This is a genomic window from Virgibacillus tibetensis (genome assembly GCF_036026595.1).
GTDB lineage: Bacteria > Bacillota > Bacilli > Bacillales > Amphibacillaceae > Virgibacillus_P > Virgibacillus_P tibetensis.
In genome coordinates this window covers 157,991-181,262 of the sequence record NZ_JARZFX010000004.1, presented here as the reverse complement: position 1 = coordinate 181,262, position 23,272 = coordinate 157,991, and the positions used below count along the sequence as shown (strand labels likewise).

The following is a 23,272-nucleotide window of genomic DNA, read 5'->3' as shown; positions in this document are numbered from 1 at the left end:
ATATTAGTTAGGAAGTGAAGCTATGCAACATGTCTATACAGTACGATCCGGGGATACAGTATATGAGATTGCCAGAAGGTGGAATGTCCCCTTTGTTTTGCTCGCAGTTGTAAATAAATTGACCCCGCCTTATACAATTTTTATAGGGCAACAAATTATCATACCTAAAGGTGACCAAGGGTTTATAGCTTATACTACCAATCGTTCCGGACAATTCGATATCTGGTTATACAATCCGGAAGATGCTTCAAATGTTCAGCTGACACAGGCTTTAGGGGATTCCTTTTCCGTTCCTGAATGGTCAGGTGATGCAAGTAGAATTGCTTTTATCGGGAGAAACAGGATCTTGTATGTTCTACACCTGCCTACCGGGGCTATTGCAGGCATTGATCAGCTTGGTGAACAAGATATTATGCACATCGACTGGTCTCCTGATAATAGGAAGATAGCATATACAACAAGAGGGCAAATTTTCATCTATGACGTTATAACCCATCAAGCACAAAGTATTCAACAGCCCGGCGCATCAGATGTTCAATGGCTTTCCAATGGAAGAGAAATCCTCTTCCAAGCGCCGGACACAAATGGCATAAGCCAGCTTTTTATTATGGCCATAGATGGATCGGAGAAAAGACAACTAACAAATAATAGTGATGGCCCACTTAATAATGTTCGTCTTTCACCCGATGAATCCTTTGTGTTATACACAACTCCTGGAGTAAGTATCTCTCTCATTCGAACGATTGAGCTGGCAACTGGAAATCTGTTTGAAGTAGAAGGAGGGCCACTTGCAAAAAACTATTATCCAACATGGTCTCCCGATTCTAATAAAATAGCTTATAGTGCTACGGCTTTCAATGATACGTATTTCAACCAGATTAGAACGGTAGGTAAGCGGGGAGAAAATGACCTGATTCATGCGATTTCTAATTGCTTTGCAACACCCGTTACCTGGTCACCCGACAGCAGGAAAATTGCTTACCTGTCTGGTTGTACCGAGCAGGATTTTGCTCATGAACTTTGGGTAATCGATATCAACCAGCGGATTCCTTTTAGGATATTGGAAGGATTTCTTATTACAGCCATTCAATGGTCCCCTTCGCTTACAGGTAGTCATTTTAAAAAAATCTACAAAAATAAGACTTATCGAATAAAATTTAACTATCCTTCTCACTGGCGAAAGGTAAATGACGAGAGATACGAAGGTTATGATGGTTTCTTTCAAGTATCCGCTATAAGTGGAGGGGATAATATCGAGGAGATCTGCAGGGGTGAAGCTTATCATCCGTTAATGCCCTATGGAACCAGTCCGCGCATAATTCGATCTACTATTCAAAACCAGGATGCGTGTTTTATTTTTCCATCAGCAGATCAGCCTGCAGAAATGAATCGACAGGCTGCATTAATTGTAAGGTACCCCAAACCTATTGAAATACAAGGGTCATTATATAACTACTTGATTTTATGGATAGATGAGCAACATATTAGAGAAATTGCTTCTACGTTGAAATTTAAGATATAAATGAATTGCCGCTCCTTGAACCCAGGATGCGGCAACTATTTTAACTTTGAATGAAACTAGCAGGCATGACCGCAGCTACTACTTCGCCCTTTGCGCAGCATATATCACCTGCGAATACTTCAGTATGTATTTTCCATTTCTTTGGATGAATTTCTTCAATTGTACCAATCGCATTTAACGGTACATCCTGGGGTGTTGGCTTCATAAAATCCACCTTCAGGGAGGCTGTTACAAAACGCGGCGGCTCTGTACCATCTCCTATTTCCTGACCATTTTTCCGATGCAATGCCATGGAGGCAGATCCTGTCCCGTGACAGTCGATCAATGACGCCAGTAATCCACCATAAACAAATCCCGGAATCGCTGAATGCTCAGGCCGAGGTGTATAGACAGTTACTGTTTGTTCCCCTTGCCATCTCGTCTTGAAGTGCAAGCCTTCTTCATTTAACCGACCACAACCATAACACCAGGCATAATCTTCTGGATAATAGTCCTGAATTGATTTATCAGTACCCATCAATCTCCCTCCTTTTTGAATAGTATAGCATACAAAAAGCAGCTGATACTTCCACACGTGATCGCCAAACCGTTCGACAAAACCGGGAAGTGGCACCACTACAAGCTCTGCACCAGGTAAATTACGAGTGGGCCGAGCATGACGATAAATATGGCAGGGAAGATGAAAAGCATCATGGGAAAGATCATTTTAACTGGTGCTTTCATCGCTTGTTCTCTGGCTGCTTGTGTACGTTGTTCTCTTATTCTGACTGTTAATGTGCGGAGTACCTTTGCCATTCCGACCCCTAGCATATCTGCTTGGATCAAGGAGGTAATAATACTTTGGAATTGTGGTATAGGTACACGACTTCTTAAATCTACAAATGCCTCTCTTCTGGATTTACCGAGCTTCATATCTTCTAATGTTATTAAAAACTCTTCAGCAAGCGGCCCCTCTTGTTGATTGCATACTTTTAACAAGGAGGCATCAATCCCCATTCCTGCTTCAATCGACAGGTTCGCCATATCAAAGAAGTCGGGCATCTTTTTTTGAATTTCAAGCCGACGTTTTTTGATAATACTGCTTAGATAGAAAGACGGATAATATATACCCAGAATACTTATAATACCAGCAAGAAAAAAAACTGCGGAAATACTGGTTGTTACGCCAGACAGAAGCATATACACAGCAAAGAAAAGCACAATACCAAGGATGACTCGCAGAAATGTAAAATCAGACGCAGACAAGTCCATCGGATATCCTGCCTCACGAAGTCGATCTTCCAACCCCTTTTTTCTAGCAGCAGGCATTACCTTTTCAATCATTGCCTTTGCTTTATCACTGATTCTTTTCATAAGGCGCATATGTTTTGTGCTGTTTTTCTTCTTAATCTTTTCCTCAGGCTTTGCCTTTCCTTCTTCAATTCCAAAGTAAGAAGCCGTTCGCTTGTTTATAATAAGCTGCTTCTTAAATAGGAGAGTTAAAGTCCCTCCGATAACGAGCATTATAAAAATAGCGGTGGATAAAATAAAATATAAAGAAGTCATATTACACCTCAATCTGTACAATTTTTTTGACAAACAACCAACCAAGTAAAATATTCAAAGATCCAACAATAACCATTACCCAGCCCAATGGGTGAGAAAAGAGCATCTCAAAGTATTCCGGATTAACTAGCTTTAAATACAGAGCCAATGCTAGTGGTAATAGCGTAATAATTACAGATGACATTTTCCCCTGGGATGTTAATGCTTTTACTTCATCCTTTACTCTGTTTCTATCTAAAATTGTCTCTTGTATTGTTTCCAGCAGAAAAGCCAGGTTCCCACCACTTGAGCGTTGAATAATCAAGGTGTTTAAGACAATTTCAAGCTCTTTATTTGGCAATCTGTCCAGAAGGTTCTTAAAAGATTCTTCTACAGAAAGCCCATAATTTATTTCCTGTATAGCTTTTGTAAATTCCTCTCCTAATGGCTCCCCAGCTTCTTTGGCTACCATTTGCATCGTTTGCATGAAGCTGAACCCCGCTCGCAGGGAATTAGCCATAGTACCTAATGTCGATCCCAGTTGGTCGGAACACAACTGCAAACGCTTCTTCCGCTTCTTTTTTACGTAATGAATGGGCAAGTAAAATCCGATCACTCCAATTAAGGCAATAATCAGAAAATGTAATTGATAAAAATACCCTATCATCATAACAATTATGGCGACCATAGCTCTGCCGATCAATAACTCTCCAAGTGAGAGTTTTACGCCCGATTGAATAAGGAGACTCTCGTTCTTGGAAAGGTTAACTACTTTTTCTATAGCCAAACTTGCTTTCTTTACTAAAGAATCCTGTTGTTCAGGCTTTTTCCTGGCTTCTATCACATCATTATATTCAATGTATTTTTTTAGCCGATTCTCGTATTTCCCTTTTTCAAATACAAGATACAGAATTACTTTGGAAAAGAATGTCACAAGTAGGAATGTGCCTAAAAGGAGATAGATTGTGTTGGTCATTACCACTCCTCCTTAAATATGGAATGCACACTATGATGACCGGCATTTTCCAGCTTCTCCATACAATACGGCATTACACCCGTTGAACTAAATGCACCTTCCGTTTTTCCGGTAGACAGGTTTTTCTTTTCCTTGTAAACAAAAATATCCTGAAGAACGATTGTATCTCCTTCTAAACCTAATACCTCTGTAATATGAGTGATTTTTCTCGTTCCATCTTTCATACGCGCTTGTTGTACAATAATTTCCAATGCTCCAGCTATCTGTTCACGAATTGCGCGTACGGGCAAGTCGAAACCAGCCATTAGCACCATGGTCTCCAGTCTGGCCAATAAATCCCGTGGTGTGTTAGCATGGCCAGTTCCCAGGCTTCCGTCATGACCTGTATTCATCGCTTGAAGCATATCCAAGGCTTCTGCACTCCTAACTTCTCCGACTATAATCCGGTCTGGTCGCATCCGCAGTGAATTTCGTACAAGGTCCCGAATTGTAATCTCACCCTGTCCCTCAATGTTTTGCGGTCGAGCCTCCAGGGATACAATGTGTTCTTGTGATAACTTCAGCTCGGCAGCGTCCTCAATTGTTACAATTCGCTCAGTTCGTGGAATGAACGAGGACAGGACATTCAATGTACTTGTTTTTCCTGATCCTGTCCCCCCACTAATAAAAACATTAAGTTTTGACTCTACTGCCGCTTTAAGAAAGTTCGCCATATTTTCATTTAGTGTTTTCATCCGTAATAAATTATGGATCGTAAAGGGAACTTCTGAAAATTTACGAATCGTGAGTGTTGGCCCATTCAGAGCAAGCGGGGGAATAATTGCGTTAACACGAGAACCATCAGGCAGCCTCGCGTCTACCATCGGAGTACTCTCGTCAATTCGCCGTCCCAGAGGCGCTACAATTTTTTCAATAATGCGAAGTACATGTAAATCATCTCTAAAATGAACCGCCGTTTTTTTAATTTTCCCCTCCACTTCAATGTATACATCTTTTGGTCCGTTCACCATCACTTCTGTTACCTCCGGGTCAGCTAAAAGTGGAGAAATAGGCCCGTAACCAGTCAGTTCATGAGTCATGTTTTGCTTCAATTTTTTCTTTTCTTCGAATGTAAGGTGATCCCCGTCTTTTTCAAAAAATTGCTCTGCTAGTTTATCAATTAAAGGTTCCAAATCCTTGTTCTGATTAATTGGCCTCTTAAACTCTTCCACAAAAAAATTATGAAGGCGGACTTCCAGCTTAGAAGATGCGGGATTAGTAGCAATCGGTTTAAACTCCATTTCCTCCCTTTCTTCCGCAACCATTATTACTGGTTCTCCACCCAGGCGCTGTAGCAGTGACATTATGCATGCCCCCCTGCATGGGCTATTCGCTTGGCTTTATGCCTACGTTTTACCGGTTGACTGACTGGAGTTGCGAGATTTTCTGCAATACGAAAGATTTGCCTGGCAACCTGAGCTCTTGGATTGGAATATACGAGCGGATTCCCCTCATTCAGCGCTGTAATCATGGCCTTATCCATTGCAGGTAATATAGAATAAATTTTCAAACCAACTACCTTTTCAACAGTCTCTGGTGTGATTCCTTTTACTTTTGTCAGCCGGTTTAAAATAACCTTTACACGTGTATTCAATTGTAATGTCGTTAATGTATCCATCAGGACCTTACTGTTTTTCAATGTCGGTAAGTCTAAGTATGTCATGACCAGAATATCATTGGAATTTTCCAAAGCAACGATTGTATTTTCGTCCATATGACTTGATACATCAATGATTACCACGTCAAAGCGAGTCTTTAGATTACGTATCGCTTTTTGCACGTATTCACCTGTTATTACTTCAGCAAATTCGGGTCGTTGGGGAGCAGCCAATATCGATACCCCATTCTTAATAGATGTCATGAAGTCCTCAATTTGTGTCCCTTCCGAATCCTCTTTAACCCAATCATAAATGGTCCGCTTTGGTTTAACATCAAAAAACATGGCCACATCACCAAATTGCAGATCTAAGTCGATCACTGCGACCTTTTCTAATTTCTTTCCATAAGCTGCTGCTAGATTTACTGCGACCGATGTTTTTCCAACACCACCTTTTGTACTTGCAACGGTTATTACTTTTGCATTTTTTGTTGTTTTAAAGGGTGGAAGCTTTATCAATCTGTTTCCAACAGATGAAATTGCCAAATGGATATCCTCTTTCACTTTTGATAATGGGGATGATAGGAAAATAACATCACTGGCACCTGCACGAAAAGCCTTCTTCATATTAAGTTCCTCTTCCGTATTGAATAATAAGAGTGTAGATGTTAAAGGATATCGCTGTGAAATTTTTGTGCATAGACTATAAACATCATAGGATGCAGCGTGTGGCAAAATTACAATACTTTGTTCTGTTGCCTGCAGTTTTGTAAACAAGGCCGATTCACCAGCAATCCAGTGTAAGGTATATGCTGGATCTTTAATTACGTCTTCTATTGACGACATCCATTCCTTATTTTCAGCTATAGCATATATTTTAATCATTAGTTGAACACTCCTTCATGCAAATCATCTTCATGTACATGTGTATTTTTTGGTTCCAACTCCTCGTCTCCTTCTTCACGAAGCATCAGGTATAGCTCATGGCTTGCAGCAAACCCTAAGGTAAGTCCCTCAATTGGGGTGACCTCAAACGTTACCATTTGATACCGTTTCATAGTCTCTTGATCATCCGCTGCGTGGCCAATGGCTAAAACCTTAACATTTTGCAATAGGAGTGTTGCTGAATCATGCTGGGTTTCCTTTTGCTCTTCTGGGACTTCCATCACGACGACAACATCAACAAATGAGCCTAGCTCAATATAACCGGCGACTCCCTGAACATCCGTAACTTCAACAGTCATAGCACGAGTTCCTTTTGATGCTGGTAGCCTTTCATTTGTTTCTATGGATCCCTCTTCCATCTCTGCGGCAGCTGCAATATTTCCCTCTGCCTTTTTCTCTTTGTCTTCTTCTATGACTGGTTCACTTACTGGTTGAGACTCTTTCGGCATTTCATTAACCATCAAATACATCATTCCAGCTGCAATTATTCCAAACACCATGGCAGTCAACCAGATTTTCTTCGTATTCATTGCCCCCACCCGCTTTTCTAAAGTTTAATTTAATTGACGAGTTTTACCCCGGATATTCCATAATTTTCACCTTCGCCAAATTCACCATTTCTGACGAATTCAATGAATCGTCCTTCGATGCGCTTCTCATTCCCTGTATTTATGACAGCCGATATATAATAAGCTGCAAAACCGACGATCTTCACTTCCGATTTCCCTTCAGCATCTTGGAAGGTTTCCACAATAGGAACAGTTACAACCCGACTACATGTGCTATCAGCAGTTTCATAAGAGTTACAATGATCTTTACCTTCATCGTTATCTATTCGTGTCTGAAAACCTTTACTCACCTGTCCCCAGGAGAATCCTGTCTTTGTTAAAACGCTATCCACCTCTAGAGTGACTCCGTTTTCAATCTTCTCCCTTAAATTTTTCCACTCACTTTCTACATCTAGAAAACCAAAATTCCCTTTAATAGATTCTTCACCCTCAGATTTACCTGGCTTAAAATGCATGGTGTAAGGCTCTCCAACTTGAAAACCCCATTCTACGCATTCTTCTTCGTCTTCATCCATTACCGTACACTCCCCTTCTTCAATTCCAACTGGGGTTATGTCATCACCTTTAATTAATGTATTAAGAACTTCTGCCCTGGCCATTGCGCTAACATTTGTATCATTAAACCCCAGCACTCGAGCAAAGGTAAGTTCCTTAGTGACTGTTTTATATATTTCAATATAGTTATCACCTGTTTCAACATCTCCGGTATCAAGGCCAAATCCATTTTGTAATGTAAGATCAAATGCCACTGCTTCTGCATCATCCTGGGAAACTTTTAATAATTGTGCACCACCAAGCACTGCAGCATCTAATGACTTTTGCAAGCGGCTTTTTTCAAAATAGAGACCTCCTGCATCAACAACGAATGCTGTAAATCCTATGATGATAAATAGACAAAGAGCTACCATGATCATTGCAACTCCGCTTTGTTCCCTATAAAGTCCCTTTAGTTTTCTCATCATTCCACCCTCATTACTGTTTTATTTTCCAAAACAAATGCATCCACGACCCAACCAATAAATGGCGTTAAAAATTCAACCGGGTAGGTCAAAGTAATTGTCACATCACTTCCACTAGGTCTATTTTCTTTTCCAGCTGGCAGGATAACAACTCCCAAGTTATCTTCATTAAGGCTACTTGTAGCACTTATGATTTTCGTATGTATGGCCGTGTCCTCTGAACCTATTGTCGCAACCCTTGCTGCCTCTCTTCCCGCATGATCAAGGGTTAAATAGGCGTGAAAGATTCTGCCAAAGTCGGTAATGCCAAATACAAGCATTAATAGAATAGGTAAGATTAATGCTGTCTCAACGAGAGCTTGCCCTCTTTGCGATCTCATAAGTTTCCTCCTACTAAATATGCTGCAAGCGCACCGAGTGCTATTGGAACGGCATAGGGGATAGAAACTGGATTATGTGTATCTGCCGGAAGTTGCAGTGATCCCTTATTCCCTTTTAAAAATACAAATGAAAACACCATGTTCTTTAGAGTAGAACCAAGCTGCTTTCTTTTTAATAAAATCAGCAAGGCAATGATTCCTCCAATAACCCCAGCAAAAACACCTGTATAGAGAACGAACATCGTTCCCTTCCATGCCCCAACCGCGGCTAACAGTTTCACATCACCCGCTCCTATTCCACCCAGTATGAATGGAATGAATAACAGTCCAAGTCCGACTAAGAAACCTAGACTACTGAATGCGAAACCTTCAAATCCAGTTATAACAGTGTGATAGATGAGGGCAATTAAGATTGCCGGGAGCGTCACAATATTTAATACCTTTCGATTTCGCAGGTCTGTGATGATGGAGATTAGTAGAATGAGGATAATTGCTAGATTTGTCATTTGGTTTGCTCCTTTCTTTAGTAGGAAAGCCCTGCCGGAGCAGGGCTAATAAATCTGGATTTTTTTAAGGATTAATTTACATTAGTTAATTCATCTTTTACTGTAGTAAATATTTTTACTAACTCTGGTCCAATAAGAGCTAACACAGCTATTACTGCAATTGAAATCAACCCCACCAACAACCCATACTCCGTCATTGCTTGACCTTCTTCTTCTCGTACTAACCTTGATAAATGATTCATCATTTTGTTTCCTCCTAATATTTATTTGTTCGTTATAATGAACTAATTCGTATTATATATAGTTAATCGCCTATTGAAAACCCTTAAATTAGCTCGTTTGGTCTATATTAAGAACAGTTTGCTTGTGTTATCTTCTCTTTTCTGCCTCTTTCGCACTATTTTGTATTTTATAAAGAACTATTTATGCTTTATAATGAACAATATTGACAAATAAAAGGGAGTGACAGATATGGATGGTAAAACGATTCATTTGCCGCTGCAGATTAAGCATGCGAATACCTATTGGAAACGATTAAAGGGCCTGCTTTTTTATAAGTATCCTATAATAGAAGAAGGACTTTTAATTACACCTTGTAATTCGGTCCATATGTTTTTTATGAGATTTCCAATAGACGTCGTATTTCTTGATAAGGAAAACCATGTTGTAAAGACCGTACCTAATTTAACGCCCTGGAGAATGGTTACACCGGTAAAAACTGCATACAGTGCACTGGAATTGCCAGTCGGCACCATTCCAAGCAACTGTATTTATGAGGGTGATAAGGTTCAATTCTGACACCCAATCGTTTAATTTTATCCTACCTTTCCAACTATTCTTCACAACATCTGGTGACAGAAGCTCATAACTTCGCTAGAATGGACGTATTAGATATATTAATTCTCAGAGGTGGGGTATTGTGAAGAGATTGGTTATATTAGGTGGGGGCTATGGGGGCCTTAAAATTGCTTTAGGGCTTCTTGATAATCAGCTGCCGGAGGATATCCAGATAACGCTCGTTGATAGAAATCCATATCACTCTGTAAAAACAGAGTTTTATACGATCGTAGCAGGTACCTCCGCGGAAATTGATATCCGTATGGATTTCCCGGATGATAAAAGGGTGCAGTACGTATATGGAGAAATAAATAAAATTGATACTGAAAATGAACAAATCACATTTAAAGACTCCAGTAATATCGTTCCTTATGACTATTTAGTTATCGGACTTGGTTGCGAAGATAATTACCATGGAGTAGAGGGAGCAGAGAAGTACACACACAGTGTTCAAACCTTTGCAAACGCAAGAAAGGCTGGACTGGCTGTATGTAACCTGAAAGCATATGGTAAAGTTACCATTGTAGGTGCTGGACTTAGTGGAATTGAGGTTGCTTCTGAAATTCGGGAAAGCAGATCAGACTTAAACATCAGACTGCTTGATCGTGGCGCCTCCGTACTAAAAGCCTTTGATTCAAAAATTCAAGAGCATGTAGCCGATTGGTTTGTTAAACATGACGTGGATATCCTGCACCATTCCAGTGTAGAATATGTGGAAAAAGATGGTGTTTGTAATAATGGAATATGCTATGTGAATGACGTGACCATTTGGACAGCTGGAGTTCGACCCAATTATTTAGTACGGGAATTACCTTTCAAAAAAGATGATCAGGAAAAAGTAGTAGTAAATGATTACTATCAAATTCCAGAACAGCAAAACATTTATGTAGTAGGAGATTGTGCGTCCTCTGAACATTCTCCAAGTGCACAGCTCGCTGGTCAGCAGGGGGAACAAATTGCCGAAGTTCTGCTGGCTGTCCTAACAGATAAAGAACCGAAGAAGCCTAAAGAGATTAAACTGAAGGGGACACTCGGATCTCTTGGTAAATCTGACGGTTTCGGAAATATGATGCAAAAGCCACTCACAGGTTATTTACCTCGCTTGGCTAAATCTGGCGTACTGTGGTTAAATAAACGCCATTAAACTATCAAATAATAAAGTCACGTGTGCTTTTAATGCACACGTGACTATTTTTGAAGGTAAGAAAGCATAAGATTTGGCTGTAATTAACTAATTCTATACACTTAAACAGCAACGTCCAGCTTCAGCACCTCTTTTCTTTCTATATCGTTTTCAAGGCATCGTTAATAGATTTTTCTCCTGAAATAAGGTCAAATGAGCGTTTATACGTGTTTTTCATATTTAATGCTGCAAAAACCGTCCGTGCAACATCTTCCCTTGAAATGGAACCTCTTTCCAGATTCTCAGCCGCTGAGATTTTCCCGTTTCCGGCCTCGTTCAGCAGACCACCAGGACGAACGATTGTATAGTCGAGATCGCTGGCTTCAAGCATCCTATCTGCATAGTGTTTCGCAGCATAATAGTATTTAATTTGTTCGCTCCAGTTCTCACGGTTATGCGCTTGGTGTGCACTTACTATAATAAAACGCTTGGCCCCTGCTTGTTGAGCTGCTTCCATTGATTTTACTGCGCCGTCTAAATCAACCAATATAGTTTTGTCTGCTCCAGTGCTTCCACCAGAACCAGCAGTGAAAATGACAGCGTCACTATCTTTTGCAGCTTCTGCGATCCCATCAACGCTACCTTCAAGATCAGCGACTACTGATTCTACCCCTGATTTCTTAAGAGCTTCCGCCTGTTCATTTTTTCTTACCATTGCTCTGACTGTATGTTCATTGCTTTCTTGAAATAACTCAATAAGATGTTTACCTATTTGCCCATTGGCCCCTATTAATAAAACGTTCACAAAGCATCTCTCCTTCTTAAATTGGATGTAGACTTCGTTCCTAATTATTATTTCATTACAAAAAGCAGGAAGCAACTAAACTGTTTCATGTATCAGAGGAAGGGACATACAATTAGATCCTAAATTGTTTTATCATTCAACTTCATTCTACCTGGAATGATTTAAAACTTTATTCCCATTAAACAACTGTGTATAATATGATATATAAAGGAGGGATAAATTTGAGTATTCCTAAACCACTTGTACAGGTCAATCAGTCTTTTATTGTCATATCTGTTCTCCTAGCCTTGCTTATCCACCCAGCAATCTTATTGATTCCATTTGCGATCGGCGTATACACATTACTAACGAAGAAGAATCCAGTTATTCACTTTTCCAAAAGATTTCTAAAGAAGCCTTTCGATAGCTATAAACAGGAAGACAAAGATCAACAGCTGTTCAATCAGTGGATTGCAACTATATGTATAGGGCTTTCTCTACTATTCTTTTCGATTAATCTAAGTATTCTAGGGTATGTTTTTAGTGGAATGGTTGTAGTAGCCTCTGGTGTTGCACTAATGGGTTACTGCATTGGATGTACCATACGCTACCGCTATATGATGTGGAGATACAAACGTACAAAAATAACCTAAACAAGCAAGCGGCCATCCTAAATCAGGTTGGTCGCTTGCTTAGTAACAGGACAGTAAATCATTCAACAAAATGCAGATGTCCACCTATCCCATCAATGCTGTCATTAACGCTTTTTGGGCATGCAGTCTGTTTTCTGCCTGTTGAAAGACGACAGACTGTTTTCCATCGATTACTTCAGCTGTAATTTCTTCTTCTCTATGCGCAGGCAGACAATGCATAATTATGGCATCTGCCTTGGCTAGGGAAACTAGTTTCCTGTTAACCTGGAAACCGGAAAATGCTTCTTCTCTCAAAGTCTTCTCTTTTTCCTGTCCCATACTGGTCCACACATCTGTATAAATTACATCCGCTTGGTCAACAGCAAGTTCTGGATCCGTTGTTATCTGCACGTTGCCTCCATGAAGGTCAGCCAGCATTTGCGCTTTATTTGTAACAACCGGATCTGGTTCAAACCCTTTAGGTACTGCAATACACATATCCATTCCCATAATAGCAGAGCCTAACATAAGGGAATGCGCAACATTATTTCCATCACCAATATAAGCAAGCTTAACTCCCCGCAGACCGCCTTTATTTTCCTGAATGGTTTGAAAGTCTGCCAATATCTGACAGGGGTGGTACATGTCTGTTAATCCATTTATCACCGGGATACTCGCTTGCTCAGCCAATTCTTCTACTACTGATTGCGAAAAGGTACGGATCATAATTCCGTCTAAATAACCGGATAACACTTTTGCTGTATCTGAAACAGACTCCCCGCGACCTACTTGAAGATCAGATGAACTGAGAAATAGTCCCATGCCACCGAGCTGATAAATACCAACTTCAAAGGAAACGCGCGTGCGTGTAGAAGCCTTTTCAAAAATCATGCCTAGCGTTTTTCCCTTTAACGGCTGCTCCTGTTCATTTGCTTTCAATCCTTTTTTCAAGTCTTCTGCAAGCTTTAATAAATAACTAAGCTCTTCCTGTTTGTAATCAGCAAGGGTTAAAAAGTCCCGTCCTTTAAGCTGCTTTTCAATACTGACTTCTTCCATCTGAATTCCCACTTTCTACACACGCCTCCCTCATTTAGGATTAGTTAGGATATTAAAATCACTTAGTTGATTTGTTTCATGTTTTTTAAGCCAAGTCGCACTTGAATCAAACAACTGTTCAGCTAATTCCATTTGATGGACTACTCGATTTCTTGCTGTTCCACCTTCAACATCACGGGCATTAACAACCGCCTCCGGAACAAGTACATCAAAGATATCACTTTCAATCAGATCGGAGAATGATTGGAATTCTTCAATTGTTAAATCAAGCAAGTACTTGTTCTTGTTAATACAATGTAGGACGACTTGCCCGACTACGGCGTGTGATTCTCTAAATGGCATGCCTTTTCCAACGAGATAATCTGCTAAGTCTGTTGCATTAGAGAAATCCTTGCTTACAGCTTCATACATATTTTCTTTTTTTACGTCCATCGTTTCTATCATCGGAGCAAACAGACCCAAAGCACCTCGTAATGTTTCCACCGTATCGAACATCCCTTCCTTGTCTTCCTGCATATCTTTGTTATAAGCAAGGGGCAGTCCTTTAAGTGTTGTAAGCATACCGATTAAGTGTCCATAAACACGTCCTGTTTTCCCACGGACAAGCTCCGCTACATCCGGGTTTTTCTTCTGTGGCATCATACTGCTTCCTGTACAAAATGCATCGTCCAACTCAATAAAGTTAAATTCTGCGCTCGACCATTGCACAAACTCCTCACATAGTCTGGAAAGATGAACGGAAATCAAGGATGCATTCGATAGAAATTCCACAACAAAGTCACGATCACTAACTGCGTCCAGACTATTTTCACATACTCCATCAAAGCCGAGCTGTTCTGCAACTAAGTTCCGATCAATTGGAAAAGTTGTACCTGCTAGTGCCCCTGCGCCAAGCGGGGATTTGTTCACCCGCTTCCAGCTATCCGAGATGCGTTCTACATCCCGTTGGAACATAAATACATAGGCCATCATATGATGAGCAAACAATACAGGCTGAGCTCTTTGTAAATGTGTATAACCAGGTAACACGGTATCCAGATTTTCACCAGCTTGCTTATACAATGCCTTTTGTACATCAACTAGTAACTGGCTTATCTCTACTAATGCATCCCGTAAATATAAGCGCATATCAAGTGCCACCTGATCATTTCTGCTTCTGCCTGTATGAAGTTTTCCACCTACAGGACCCACTTCCTCGATTAGTAGTTTCTCTACATTCATGTGGATATCTTCATGCTCTTCGCTTAGTTCTGCTTCTCCATTTTCAATCTTCACAGCCACTGCCTTTAATCCAGCTGCAATGGAGTCTGCATCACTTTGAGAAATGATATTACAAACTTTCAGCATTTCAACATGTGCCAAGCTTCCTTGAATATCATATTTCGCCAGCTTTTTATCAAAGTGAATAGATGCAGTATACTCATCCACTAGTTGATTTGTTGGCTTTGTAAACCGTCCGCCCCATAACTTCATTTTTTAACAGCTTCCTTTACATCCACCTCTGCTTTGTCAATCGACACATCTTTTTTTGCATGTGTTTTATTTACTGTAGCATGAACTTTGGTTGGCAGTCCCCATAGCTTTATAAATCCTAAAGCAGCATCGTGATCAAAGGAGTCTTCTGCATTGTAAGTTGCCAAGTCAAGGTCATATAGTGATTTTTCCGACTGGCGACCAATAACTTGTGCGCTTCCTTTGTAGAGCTTCACTTTTACAATCCCGGTTACATTCTCTTGTGTTTGTTCGATAAATGCTTTTAATGCATCTGTTAACGGAGAATACCAAAGTCCATCATAGACGGTTTGTGCAAACTTCTGCTCCACAATCGGCTTAAATTGTGCAACTTCACGAGGTAATGTCAATGCCTCCAGTTCCTGATGCGCTGCAATCAAGGTTACAGCTGCTGGGGCTTCATATATTTCACGTGATTTAATACCAACTAAACGATTTTCAACATGATCGATACGCCCTACTCCATGCTCTCCTGCGATCGTATTTAGTTTTAAAATAAGTTCTTCTAAAGGAAGGGATTCCCCATCCAATGCAACTGGTTTGCCTTTTTCAAAAGCAATTTGAATTACTTGCGGCTTATCAGGAGCATTAACCGGGTCTGTCGTTAACTCATATGCTTCTTTCGGAGCTTCTTCCCAAGGATCCTCCAACACGCCACACTCGTTACTGCGTCCCCACAAATTCTGGTCAATACTGAACGGATTATTAACATCCACTGGAACAGGAATGCCATGCTCCTCTGCGTAAGCAATCTCCTCATCACGGGACATTGCCCACTCTCTTACTGGTGCAACAATTTTCAAGTCTGGATTTAATGCTGTAAATGCAACATCAAATCTTACCTGATCGTTCCCTTTTCCTGTACAACCATGTGAAACAGCCGTTGCACCTTCCTTTTCAGCAATATCAACTAGTACCTTTGCAATTAAAGGACGTGACAAAGCAGAAATCAGTGGGTATTTCCCTTCGTATAATAAGTTGGATTGTAATGCGGGCAATACATATTCATTGGAATACAAAGCTTTTGCATCAATTACATAGGATTTTATTGCACCGACATCCAGTGCTTTATTTTTTACAAACTCAAGGTCTTTTCCTTCCCCTACATCAAGTGCTACTGCAATCACATCATAATCGTATTTATCCTGCAACCACTTAACAGCGACCGAAGTATCCAAACCACCAGAATAAGCTAAAACAATTTTTTCTTTTACCATAATATATCTCTCCTTATATTTATATCGTTATTGAATTATTATGCATTATATTGTATAAGTATTCAAGTGAAAACTGCAAATTTAATAAAAAAAATCAAATAAACCCTATTAATAATTGAAATCTGGCTTTTTATTCGTTTTACAACAGCTGTGTCCTCTCAAAATATCTCTTTGAATAGCAAGGTATTTTTCCTGGAACATTGATTAATTGACTGCCAAAATACAATGCTGCATTACATAACTTTTTCTCTTTAATTGCTTCTAAATTAACTACGCATGTATCGTTACAAACTTTTTTCTCTCTTGTACACTAAACACGTAAATAATCTTTCCTTATTTCAGAATTATCAATAATAATGTTATAATTAAATGTGCAGACTACTTAGATCAAACCTCATCTTTACTTTTTGAGGTATTAAAAAAATGATCGCTTTATTTAGCACTTCTTACTTAATGGTACGAGGGGGTTTTTGATGCATAGTATAAAAGATACCATTTGGGAGGTAGTATTCTCGATTCTCCCAATTACAATCGTTATAACTATATTGCAATTTACGTTAATTTGGCTCCCACTGGAAACATTTCTGCAATTCCTGATAGGCGTGGGGTTTGTCGGGATCGGCCTTGTACTTTTTTTACTCGGAGTAAACGTGGGTCTGCTCCCTGTTGGAGAAATGATTGGTTCCGCCCTGTCAAAAACTAAGAAATTATGGCTCATTGTGTTTTTTGGATTTCTGGTTGGGACAGTTGTTACCGTGGCAGAACCCGATGTGCGAGTACTCTCTTCCCAAGTTGATCAAGTTTCGGGTGGTGCTATACCGCAGAACATTTTGATTCTTGCTGTAGCCTTAGGCGTAGGGGTCTTTGTTGGGTTAGCCATGCTGCGCATTGTTTTTAATATTAAATTAGTCTACCTGCTGGCTGGTGGCTATGGATTAATTTTTTTGCTGGCTGCATTTACACCTTCAACTTATGTACCAATATCCTTTGATTCAGGTGGCGTTACGACAGGTCCCTTAACAGTTCCCTTTATACTTGCTCTTGGAGTCGGAGTAACTTCTGTTATGGGAGGAAAGTCTGCTTCAGGTGACGGGTTTGGTATTGTAGCTCTAGCTTCAATTGGTCCTATACTATCAGTACTTGTTTTAGGGGTGATCTACGGATGAATTTACAGATATTCCATGGATTTGGCGGCGTATTACTTGAAGTTGCCAATGCCCTTTTGCCACTGGTAATTTTGTTTGTTTTCTTTCAATTCATCTTTTTAAAATTACCGATTAGAAAAATGATTGATATCTGTATTGGGTTTATCTTGGCTTTTCTTGGTCTTTCATTTTTTTTACAAGGTGTACATATTGGATTTATGCCCTTTGGCGAATTAATGGGCGAAAAGCTAGGTTCCATTGATTACATATGGCTTCTTCTCCCAATTGGTTTTATACTTGGTTTTTTCGCTGTATATGCGGAACCAGCAGTAAGTGTATTAATTCAACAGGTTGAAAAAGCATCTGCAGGGTATATTCCACAAAAACTATTACTGTACACACTTTCAATTGGGGTAGGCTTATCCATTGCGTTATCCATGATCCGAATTATATTTGGCTTTTCCTTATGGTATTTTATCTTACCAGGTTATATACTGGCTTTAATCATGGTAAAATATTCATCAAAGACATTTACTGCTATTGCTTTTGATTCAGGTGGTGTAGCCACAGGGCCAATGACTGCTACGTTTTTGTTAGCACTTTTTGTTGGGATTGCTTCTGTAACTGAAGGAAGTGACCCGTTGCTTGATGGGTTCGGTATGGTTGCACTCGTAGCATTAGCTCCTATATTATCTGTACTCACGCTGGGTATTTTATACAGTAGAAAGGAGAGGGTGCAGGATGACAACGAAAAAACCAAAACAAAAGTTAATAGTCACGATCGTTAAAAAGGAAAAGGCTAAAAAGGTCGTACGAGCCTCCAAGGAAGCAGGCGCACGGGGTGGTACTACCTTCTACGGAAAAGGGTTTAGGCTGAATGAAAAGAAAAGGTTTCTTGGCATCCCCATTGAACGTGAAAGGGAAATTATATTAACACTTGTAACGGATGAGTTATACCCTGTCGTTATGAGTGCTATTATTGATTCAGTAAATTTAAACCAGCCCAGACAAGGGATTGGTTTTGTAATAAATGCGAAAAAGGTTACCGGAATTACTCAATTATTAGGTTTGGATGATGAAGATAGTGACGAAACCGGTGAAGAGGATGTGGATCTCGAAATGGAAGAAAAAACAATGTATGACTTAATTATTACGATTGTAAATAAGGGAGATTCCGAAAAGGTGATCGACTCCTCCAGAGATGCAGGTGCGGAAGGTGGCACAATTTTAACTGGACGCGGAACCGGTGTTCATGAAAAAGCCAAGCTGTTCAATATTCTCATTGAGCCAGAAAAAGAGGTTGTCTTAACATTAATCAGCAAGGATAAAACCAAGGATGTATTAAGAAGCATTGAAGAAGGTGCTAACTTGAAAAAGGCTGGTAAAGGCATTGCATTTGTTATTGATGTTGACCAGACCGTTGGAATCAACCATGTATTAAACAATAGATTAAGTGATGAGTTTAATTTATAAACTTTAAAAGCAGTCCGGACTAAGCTATAGTTCGAACTGCTTTTTTTGTAAATAACATATTATCCAAGCAGTTGATTACAATGTTCAACAGCGGACAACCCTCACATATCGGAGTTGCCTTGCAATGAACCTTGGCATGCTCTACTAAAAGAAAATGGTATTCAGTATATAACGACAAACTTTCCGGCAAGACTTTTCTGTTTTTTTAAAACATATCATTGGAAGCCGGCAATCTTATCTCTTTTATAGCTTTAATAGCTCCTGAATGTCCTCATCGGTGAGCGTAGAATTCTCTTTCCTGCCTGGGTCAATAATTTCTTCAACCAGGTGTCTTTTCTTTTCCTGTAATTGGTTCATTTTCTCTTCAATTGTACCGCGGGATACGAGCTTTATAACCTGTACAACCTTCTTCTGCCCCATTCGGTGGGCACGATCAGCTGCTTGGTCCTCCACAGCAGGATTCCACCAAATGTCATATAAAATTACTGTATCGGCTCCAGTTAAATTAAGGCCTGTGCCCCCTGCTTTCAAAGAAATGAGGAATAAATCACGTTCCCCTTCATTGAATCGCGCACATGTTTTTACACGATCTTCAGCTGGTGTTTGTCCATCAAGGTAGAAAAAGGTATGTCCTTGAGCTGCTAAATGATTACCAATCAGCTGAAGCATTTTTGTGAATTGGGAGAAGATCAATACCCTTCTTCCAGAAAGCCTTGATTCCTCTATAATATGCAACAGTTGTTCAAATTTCGCTGAATTTCCTTCGTAGCCGTCTACAAATAAAGCTGGGTGACAGCATATTTGTCGCAACCGAGTTAAACCAGCAAGAATCTTAATTCGGTTCTTTCGAAGTGTATTTTTGTCCAAGTGTTTAAAAGCGTCATATCGCAGTTTTGCCAAGTAAGCAGCATACAGCTTCTTCTGCTCTGGAAGGAGCTCCACTAATTCAATGGACTCTATTTTCTCAGGAAGCTCTGACAGTACCTCTTCCTTCAATCGGCGCAGCAGAAATGGACGGATTCTCCGGGCAATCTTATCCTGAGTAAGGTTACTGTATTCCTTTAAACCCTGGAATAAATCTGGAAAAACAACATGAAAGATAGACCATAGCTCCTCCAATGAATTCTCCACTGGTGTACCAGTGAGTGCAAAGCGACAGCCTGCCTCTATTTTCTTTACTGCCCTTGCTGTTTGTGTCACTGGATTTTTGAACGCCTGTGCTTCATCAAAAATCGCCGTATGAAAGATTTGCTTTTCATACCACTTAACATCTGTTCGCAGCAGAGGATAGGAGGTAATAACAACATCTGCAGTTGTCATACCCTTCTGTAACTTGCTGCGCTCTACCTTAGTTCCGTCGATGACCACCGCGTTTATATTGGGAGAAAACCGATTGATCTCACTAAGCCAGTTATAGGATAACGACGATGGGCATACAATAAGTGCCGGTTGTTTCTGTGTACGAATTTCTGGAAGCACCGACAAGATGAATGCAATGGTCTGCAGCGTTTTTCCGAGCCCCATATCATCAGCGAGTATTCCTCCGAATCCATAATGGGCAAGTGTCTTCATCCATTTATAGCCTTTTTTCTGGTAATCTCTTAATATCGATTCCAGACTCTCTGGCACGTCAAAGCCCAATTGCTCAGGATCATTGCTATTATCTAAAAACTGACGAAATGAATCCTCTATCGTGAATGTAGTGCGGTCATCGACAGAATCAAGAAGCTGAAGCCCTCGAACTATCGGTACGTTCAAACCACTCTCGAGGTCTTCATCTTGAGCAGGTACAGCGCTTAAAAAACGTTGGATTTCTTCAAACTCCCTAGCTTCCAATGACATTAGCGATCCGCTTGGTAATCGATAGTACTTCCTCTTCTCTTCTAAAGCAGAAAGAATTTCCTGGATCTGTTTTTCCGGAATGCCATCCATTTCAAACTTAAATTCAAGCCAATTTGTCCGTTCTTTTTTCATTTTCACTCTAATCTTTGGAGGAGCGTTTCCTTTAGTAATTCGATTCCTCACTGCCGTAGTCGCGTAAATTTGAACCAATTTCTGAAGCTTTGGAATGGTGTGGTATAAAAACGTATATTCCAATTCCTCGTTGTGCAAGAAGTATCCACCTTCCGTTTGCCCGAACGAGCTTTCCTCCATTAGCTGCAGTATTTCATCCTCTTTCTCCACATCTCTTACTACCATAGAGCCCACCTGTAGTTCTGGATCCTCAAATGGATTAATACTTATAGTATCGTAGTGGAATTCCAGTCCGGCAAGCAGACGATTTTTCACCCGGTCCAAATATAATTTAGCCACCAATGGCGTCTTTTCAAAATGATCTGAAACAGTTTCAGAAAGTTGAACATCCCCCATTTTTCGTAAACCAGGCACTACTTTTCCCATAAAAAATGGCATGTTCTCTTGAGGAATCGGGATTCGATTTGTCCCTGAGGTATAAAGCATCTTCTTTAAGTCCGTAAGGCGTTTACTGTCTTCGTTACTCAGTTGAATCACTTTACCATCTGAAAGAGCAGTTCGATAGGAAGTCAGCACGACCATTTCGTTCATTCCCTTGACTGTCAGTTGATAGCCTGTTCCCTCCGATTCCATAAGGTTAAATTTTAATGGAAGCAACTCGTTTGAAATTTGCAGACCGTTAACTGTTTTCCCGTTATATACTATTTTTACTTGTGGTGCTTCTTGAAGTAACGGGAGCAGGTTCTCCCATGCAGATGGTGGGATCAGTAAGAGATGTTTATTGCTTACATGTTCTGTTTCATCCAATAAGGTGTCCATGTAAATTTTCTCATCATTAATTACGTGAATAAGCCGTTGGATCACAGCATCTGTTTCTTTTTGAAAGCAATGAAGGCTTGGATCATATGTAAATGAAAGGGAAAGCAAGCTGGGCAGGCCACCTTTAGTTTTTTCAAGAAAGCTTCGGATATCCTGTACCACAATCGAGCCGACCTTAACTTCCATTGCGAACATGTGGCTTCCGTCCATTATGGTAACTGGTTTACAAATAAACACTACATCCAGTACTTTTCTCTTTTCAAAATGAAGTTGATGTCTGCTTGAACGCACAGGTTTATCATTAAAAAGAGTCATCAGACCCTCTGTTAATTCCTTCTCGCTTAAAGCATCTGACTGTTGATCATGAATAGCCAGCAGCACTGCAGCAATATGCTGACAGTCTTTTTTATAGGAAGCTAGCGTGGGACAGCTGCATTTACTGTGAAAGTCCCCATTTTCATCCCTTTTAACCGTGACATGAAAGTCAGCATTTCCGATAACTCTTGCTTCACAAAGGTCAGAACTATAGTTTTCCAGGATCACCTTATTTTTACGATAAAAGACCTCTCCTCTTTTGAAGGAGACCGTACCGCACTTTTCCAGTATGATTTTATGACTTAATTTTATATTCAAATGCCTTGCTCCTTCTGAGGTGATTTTCGTTTATTTACTTAGAGGCACCCTATTTTAGACAGTTCTTTACCTCTGCTAATGCAGGAAGGGCCGTCATTGCACCTTTTTTAGAGGCTGCCAAAGCACCTGAAACCGCTGCGAACTCAGCCATTTTTGCAGCATCTTCCAACGATAGGCTATTTAAATTGCCTTTATAATTGCTCAGTGAGTACAATATTCCTGAAACAAAAGCATCTCCAGCACCAGTTGTGTCGACTGCGTTAACTTTCATTGCGGCTACATGCTTACTACCTTCCTTTGTGTAAACATAGCAGCCTTTTGCTCCAAGGGTAACAATAATAAGTGATATCAAGTAAAGATCCAGCTTCTTAACACCCTTTTCCACATCTGTCTCTCCCGTAATAAACTCCAGCTCCTCCTCTGAAATTTTCAGCACGTCTGTCTTCTCCATCATAGAAATAATCGTATCCTTCGCATGTTTTTCTGAGTCCCATAGTGCTAGACGTAGATTAGGATCATAGGAAACGATCATACTGTTCTTTTTAGCCAGCTCAACGGCATAGTGTGTCGTTTCTTTTGCAGGATTACTAATTAATGAAATGGAGCCAAAGTGAAGAATCTTATGCTCCACAAACAATGCTTCATTTATCTCCTGTATTTCCAGAAATTGATCAGCTCTTGGGTTGATATAAAAGTCAAAGCTTCTTTCACCGTCATCTGCATTAGTTACAAAGACTATCCCTGTTCTCTCAGTTTTCATAAATTGCATGCAGCTGACCTCTACATCGTAGGCTTTAAGCGTTTCTTCTAAAAATCTGCCTAATATATCATCCCCTACCTTCCCCAGAAATGTAGACTTACCTCCTAGTTTTGCAATCCCTACAGAAACATTGGCAGGTGCCCCACCAGGACTTTTATGGTATATTGTATTTGTTTTATCCGTTGGAATAAAATCTATTAATGCCTCACCCAGTGAAATAACCCCTCGTTGATTCATCTATTATTCCTCCTTAAGATTAGAATTGTTTATTTTAATTATCACCGTTTCTT

Annotated in this window: 23 protein-coding genes; 7 read left to right on the top strand and 16 right to left on the bottom strand. The window is 40.1% G+C overall.

The window, feature by feature from the left end; genetic code table 11:
* Positions 1-22: 22 nt before the first annotated feature.
* A complete protein-coding gene (locus QGM71_RS10860; protein ID WP_327607567.1) occupies positions 23-1,522 on the top strand; it encodes a LysM peptidoglycan-binding domain-containing protein in 1,500 nt (499 codons plus the stop codon).
* A 40-nt stretch (positions 1,523-1,562) separates the two neighbouring features.
* Here the strand turns inward: QGM71_RS10860 and QGM71_RS10855 are convergent, their stop codons facing one another.
* The 10 genes from QGM71_RS10855 to QGM71_RS10810 all read right to left on the bottom strand — a co-directional run bounded on the left by QGM71_RS10855 (position 1,563) and on the right by QGM71_RS10810 (position 9,262).
* Entirely contained in the window at positions 1,563-2,039 is a 477-nt protein-coding gene (locus QGM71_RS10855; RefSeq protein ID WP_327607566.1) for a PaaI family thioesterase, read from the bottom strand.
* A gap of 98 nt (positions 2,040-2,137) precedes the next feature.
* Positions 2,138-3,067, bottom strand: coding sequence for a type II secretion system F family protein (locus tag QGM71_RS10850; protein WP_327607565.1), 930 nt, complete (start codon positions 3,065-3,067; stop codon positions 2,138-2,140).
* Between the two features lies 1 nt (position 3,068).
* Entirely contained in the window at positions 3,069-4,022 is a 954-nt protein-coding gene (locus tag QGM71_RS10845; RefSeq protein ID WP_327607564.1) for a type II secretion system F family protein, read from the bottom strand.
* Positions 4,022-5,365 carry a CpaF family protein gene (locus tag QGM71_RS10840; RefSeq protein WP_327607563.1) on the bottom strand — a complete coding sequence of 448 codons (1,344 nt, stop codon included), beginning with the start codon at positions 5,363-5,365 and terminating at the stop codon, positions 4,022-4,024. Before QGM71_RS10840 ends, QGM71_RS10845 begins: the two co-directional genes overlap by 1 nt.
* A complete protein-coding gene (locus QGM71_RS10835) occupies positions 5,365-6,543 on the bottom strand; it encodes an AAA family ATPase (RefSeq protein WP_327607562.1) in 1,179 nt (392 codons plus the stop codon). The genes QGM71_RS10840 and QGM71_RS10835 overlap by 1 nt, the downstream gene beginning before the upstream one ends.
* Positions 6,543-7,133, bottom strand: coding sequence for a Flp pilus assembly protein CpaB (gene cpaB, locus QGM71_RS10830; protein ID WP_327607561.1), 591 nt, complete (start codon positions 7,131-7,133; stop codon positions 6,543-6,545). The genes QGM71_RS10835 and cpaB overlap by 1 nt, the downstream gene beginning before the upstream one ends.
* A gap of 29 nt (positions 7,134-7,162) precedes the next feature.
* On the bottom strand, positions 7,163-8,131 hold the full coding sequence (locus tag QGM71_RS10825) for a Tad domain-containing protein (RefSeq protein ID WP_327607560.1): 969 nt from the start codon (positions 8,129-8,131) through the stop codon (positions 7,163-7,165).
* Positions 8,131-8,511, bottom strand: a complete 381-nt coding sequence (locus tag QGM71_RS10820) for a TadE/TadG family type IV pilus assembly protein (RefSeq protein WP_327607559.1) — start codon at positions 8,509-8,511, stop codon at positions 8,131-8,133. Before QGM71_RS10820 ends, QGM71_RS10825 begins: the two co-directional genes overlap by 1 nt.
* The gene (locus tag QGM71_RS10815; RefSeq protein ID WP_327607558.1) at positions 8,508-9,017 is read right to left on the bottom strand and encodes an A24 family peptidase; all 510 of its coding nucleotides are present in this window, start codon (positions 9,015-9,017) and stop codon (positions 8,508-8,510) included. Before QGM71_RS10815 ends, QGM71_RS10820 begins: the two co-directional genes overlap by 4 nt.
* A 71-nt stretch (positions 9,018-9,088) precedes the next feature.
* Positions 9,089-9,262 (bottom strand): Flp family type IVb pilin, encoded by a 174-nt coding sequence (locus QGM71_RS10810; protein ID WP_327607557.1) that lies wholly within the window; start codon positions 9,260-9,262, stop codon positions 9,089-9,091.
* Between the two features lie 226 nt (positions 9,263-9,488).
* On the opposite strand from QGM71_RS10810, the gene QGM71_RS10805 reads away from it, so the two are divergent.
* Both QGM71_RS10805 and QGM71_RS10800 read left to right on the top strand, forming a co-directional pair.
* On the top strand, positions 9,489-9,815 hold the full coding sequence (locus QGM71_RS10805; protein ID WP_327607556.1) for a DUF192 domain-containing protein: 327 nt from the start codon (positions 9,489-9,491) through the stop codon (positions 9,813-9,815).
* A gap of 121 nt (positions 9,816-9,936) precedes the next feature.
* A complete protein-coding gene (locus QGM71_RS10800; RefSeq protein ID WP_327607555.1) occupies positions 9,937-10,998 on the top strand; it encodes an NAD(P)/FAD-dependent oxidoreductase in 1,062 nt (353 codons plus the stop codon).
* 139 nt (positions 10,999-11,137) lie between these two features.
* Here the strand turns inward: QGM71_RS10800 and QGM71_RS10795 are convergent, their stop codons facing one another.
* Positions 11,138-11,782 carry an SDR family oxidoreductase gene (locus tag QGM71_RS10795; protein ID WP_327607554.1) on the bottom strand — a complete coding sequence of 215 codons (645 nt, stop codon included), beginning with the start codon at positions 11,780-11,782 and terminating at the stop codon, positions 11,138-11,140.
* A gap of 221 nt (positions 11,783-12,003) precedes the next feature.
* Here QGM71_RS10795 and QGM71_RS10790 point away from each other — a divergent pair, with 221 nt between their 5' ends.
* Positions 12,004-12,414, top strand: coding sequence for a DUF4395 domain-containing protein (locus tag QGM71_RS10790; protein ID WP_327607553.1), 411 nt, complete (start codon positions 12,004-12,006; stop codon positions 12,412-12,414).
* Positions 12,415-12,498: 84 nt separating this feature from the next.
* Here QGM71_RS10790 and argF read toward each other — a convergent pair whose 3' ends face one another.
* The 3 genes from argF to QGM71_RS10775 are packed head-to-tail and all read right to left on the bottom strand — an operon-like array spanning position 12,499 to position 16,178.
* On the bottom strand, positions 12,499-13,461 hold the full coding sequence (gene argF / locus QGM71_RS10785; protein ID WP_407703018.1) for an ornithine carbamoyltransferase: 963 nt from the start codon (positions 13,459-13,461) through the stop codon (positions 12,499-12,501).
* An 18-nt stretch (positions 13,462-13,479) separates the two neighbouring features.
* Positions 13,480-14,922, bottom strand: coding sequence for an argininosuccinate lyase (gene argH / locus QGM71_RS10780; protein WP_327607552.1), 1,443 nt, complete (start codon positions 14,920-14,922; stop codon positions 13,480-13,482).
* Positions 14,919-16,178: an argininosuccinate synthase gene (locus tag QGM71_RS10775; protein WP_327607551.1), complete on the bottom strand. Its 1,260-nt coding sequence runs from the start codon at positions 16,176-16,178 to the stop codon at positions 14,919-14,921. The genes argH and QGM71_RS10775 overlap by 4 nt, the downstream gene beginning before the upstream one ends.
* Before the next feature lie 473 nt (positions 16,179-16,651).
* Here QGM71_RS10775 and QGM71_RS10770 point away from each other — a divergent pair, with 473 nt between their 5' ends.
* From QGM71_RS10770 to QGM71_RS10760, 3 genes are read left to right on the top strand one after another with little or no spacing between them, the layout of a single operon-like run.
* Positions 16,652-17,344: a DUF1538 domain-containing protein gene (locus tag QGM71_RS10770; RefSeq protein ID WP_327607550.1), complete on the top strand. Its 693-nt coding sequence runs from the start codon at positions 16,652-16,654 to the stop codon at positions 17,342-17,344.
* The gene (locus QGM71_RS10765) at positions 17,341-18,111 is read left to right on the top strand and encodes a DUF1538 domain-containing protein (protein WP_327607549.1); all 771 of its coding nucleotides are present in this window, start codon (positions 17,341-17,343) and stop codon (positions 18,109-18,111) included. Before QGM71_RS10770 ends, QGM71_RS10765 begins: the two co-directional genes overlap by 4 nt.
* Positions 18,065-18,796: a P-II family nitrogen regulator gene (locus QGM71_RS10760; RefSeq protein ID WP_327607548.1), complete on the top strand. Its 732-nt coding sequence runs from the start codon at positions 18,065-18,067 to the stop codon at positions 18,794-18,796. Before QGM71_RS10765 ends, QGM71_RS10760 begins: the two co-directional genes overlap by 47 nt.
* A gap of 243 nt (positions 18,797-19,039) precedes the next feature.
* On the opposite strand, the gene QGM71_RS10755 is transcribed toward QGM71_RS10760, so the two are convergent.
* On the bottom strand, positions 19,040-22,222 hold the full coding sequence (locus tag QGM71_RS10755) for a DEAD/DEAH box helicase (protein ID WP_327607547.1): 3,183 nt from the start codon (positions 22,220-22,222) through the stop codon (positions 19,040-19,042).
* 49 nt (positions 22,223-22,271) lie between these two features.
* Positions 22,272-23,219, bottom strand: coding sequence for an aminoimidazole riboside kinase (locus QGM71_RS10750; protein ID WP_327607546.1), 948 nt, complete (start codon positions 23,217-23,219; stop codon positions 22,272-22,274).
* Between the last annotated feature and the right edge of the window lie 53 nt (positions 23,220-23,272).

What these genes read in the sequence shown, in the direction of transcription:
- QGM71_RS10860 (WP_327607567.1), top strand. Translation starts at nt 23, where the DNA reads ATGCAACATGTCTATACAGTACGATCCGGGGATACAGTATATGAGATT.
- QGM71_RS10855 (WP_327607566.1), bottom strand. Translation starts at nt 2,039, where the DNA reads ATGGGTACTGATAAATCAATTCAGGACTATTATCCAGAAGATTATGCC.
- QGM71_RS10850 (WP_327607565.1), bottom strand. Translation starts at nt 3,067, where the DNA reads ATGACTTCTTTATATTTTATTTTATCCACCGCTATTTTTATAATGCTC.
- QGM71_RS10845 (WP_327607564.1), bottom strand. Translation starts at nt 4,022, where the DNA reads ATGACCAACACAATCTATCTCCTTTTAGGCACATTCCTACTTGTGACA.
- QGM71_RS10840 (WP_327607563.1), bottom strand. Translation starts at nt 5,365, where the DNA reads ATGTCACTGCTACAGCGCCTGGGTGGAGAACCAGTAATAATGGTTGCG.
- QGM71_RS10835 (WP_327607562.1), bottom strand. Translation starts at nt 6,543, where the DNA reads ATGATTAAAATATATGCTATAGCTGAAAATAAGGAATGGATGTCGTCA.
- cpaB (WP_327607561.1), bottom strand. Translation starts at nt 7,133, where the DNA reads ATGAATACGAAGAAAATCTGGTTGACTGCCATGGTGTTTGGAATAATT.
- QGM71_RS10825 (WP_327607560.1), bottom strand. Translation starts at nt 8,131, where the DNA reads ATGAGAAAACTAAAGGGACTTTATAGGGAACAAAGCGGAGTTGCAATG.
- QGM71_RS10820 (WP_327607559.1), bottom strand. Translation starts at nt 8,511, where the DNA reads ATGAGATCGCAAAGAGGGCAAGCTCTCGTTGAGACAGCATTAATCTTA.
- QGM71_RS10815 (WP_327607558.1), bottom strand. Translation starts at nt 9,017, where the DNA reads ATGACAAATCTAGCAATTATCCTCATTCTACTAATCTCCATCATCACA.
- QGM71_RS10810 (WP_327607557.1), bottom strand. Translation starts at nt 9,262, where the DNA reads ATGATGAATCATTTATCAAGGTTAGTACGAGAAGAAGAAGGTCAAGCA.
- QGM71_RS10805 (WP_327607556.1), top strand. Translation starts at nt 9,489, where the DNA reads ATGGATGGTAAAACGATTCATTTGCCGCTGCAGATTAAGCATGCGAAT.
- argH (WP_327607552.1), bottom strand. Translation starts at nt 14,922, where the DNA reads ATGAAGTTATGGGGCGGACGGTTTACAAAGCCAACAAATCAACTAGTG.
- QGM71_RS10775 (WP_327607551.1), bottom strand. Translation starts at nt 16,178, where the DNA reads ATGGTAAAAGAAAAAATTGTTTTAGCTTATTCTGGTGGTTTGGATACT.
- QGM71_RS10770 (WP_327607550.1), top strand. Translation starts at nt 16,652, where the DNA reads ATGCATAGTATAAAAGATACCATTTGGGAGGTAGTATTCTCGATTCTC.
- QGM71_RS10765 (WP_327607549.1), top strand. Translation starts at nt 17,341, where the DNA reads ATGAATTTACAGATATTCCATGGATTTGGCGGCGTATTACTTGAAGTT.
- QGM71_RS10760 (WP_327607548.1), top strand. Translation starts at nt 18,065, where the DNA reads ATGACAACGAAAAAACCAAAACAAAAGTTAATAGTCACGATCGTTAAA.
- QGM71_RS10750 (WP_327607546.1), bottom strand. Translation starts at nt 23,219, where the DNA reads ATGAATCAACGAGGGGTTATTTCACTGGGTGAGGCATTAATAGATTTT.